The sequence below is a fragment of the Vibrio sp. WZ-1 genome, from assembly GCF_052037695.1.
In the GTDB taxonomy this organism is placed as follows: domain Bacteria; phylum Pseudomonadota; class Gammaproteobacteria; order Enterobacterales; family Vibrionaceae; genus Vibrio.
Genome location: NZ_JBQEQR010000058.1, coordinates 1 through 773, shown reverse-complemented (window position 1 = coordinate 773; position 773 = coordinate 1). Strand labels below are relative to the sequence as shown.

Genomic DNA, 773 nt, shown 5'->3' with positions numbered 1-773 from the left:
CATAACGCCCTGTTAAGGTGTGAGCAACGCAATACCGAAGCCGCCGCATACCACCTTAACCACTAAAACCAACGCATAATAAAAATGCCACGCGTTGCGAATCACTCTTAAACAGTTTGTTAGCCGCTCATTCCCAAAGGTTACTGTTTACTCAACAGGAACTTACGCAAATCTCTCTCTGCACGCATAACAAACAGAATAAACACTTTGTCATCGTCTTGTTTATAGAAAACACGACATGGATTAACGACAACTTCACGATAACTTAAATGTTCTAGCTCGGGTGGAATACGACCTGACTCTGGGAAAGTTTGTAGGCGTTCGACTTTGGAGAAGATCGTTTGCACTAACTGCTTTGCAGCTACGATATTTTCAAGTGCGATGTATTCAGCGATATCGTTGAGGTCAGATAAAGCTGGTTCAGTCCAGATTATTTCAGCCATTTTGACATTTTGTCCTTGGCTTCATCATGGCTTACCATTTTACCGTCAGCTAGAGCACGCTCACCTCGTGCAATACCCTCAAGAATAGCTAAACGATTTTGCATAAACTCGTAGTCATCAACATCAACGAGATAAGCGGATGGCTTACCATGCTCAGTAATTAACACTGGCTCTTTGGTATCGTGGAGATCGGCGAGGATCTTAGTTGCTTGACGTTTGAGTGATGTAACTAGTTCTACTTTCATGAGAGCTGCTCCAAAGGAATACTAAAGTGATACTATTCTATCACTTTGAGTATAGCAAGCTCCATGACGGCTAACGCCCAATTAA

2 protein-coding genes are annotated in these 773 nt (G+C 42.6%); both read right to left on the bottom strand.

Annotated features, from left to right (window positions below):
• Window positions 1–140: 140 nt before the first annotated feature.
• On the bottom strand, window positions 141–443 hold the full coding sequence (locus tag ACTS60_RS05420; RefSeq protein ID WP_015296906.1) for a type II toxin-antitoxin system RelE/ParE family toxin: 303 nt from the start codon (window positions 441–443) through the stop codon (window positions 141–143).
• Entirely contained in the window at window positions 431–688 is a 258-nt protein-coding gene (locus ACTS60_RS05415; protein ID WP_015296907.1) for a type II toxin-antitoxin system Phd/YefM family antitoxin, read from the bottom strand. The genes ACTS60_RS05420 and ACTS60_RS05415 overlap by 13 nt, the downstream gene beginning before the upstream one ends.
• Between the last annotated feature and the right edge of the window lie 85 nt (window positions 689–773).

Bases quoted from the DNA above. Each gene is read 5' to 3' on its own strand.
- ACTS60_RS05420 (WP_015296906.1), bottom strand. From the start codon at position 443: ATGGCTGAAATAATCTGGACTGAACCAGCTTTATCTGACCTCAACGAT.
- ACTS60_RS05415 (WP_015296907.1), bottom strand. From the start codon at position 688: ATGAAAGTAGAACTAGTTACATCACTCAAACGTCAAGCAACTAAGATC.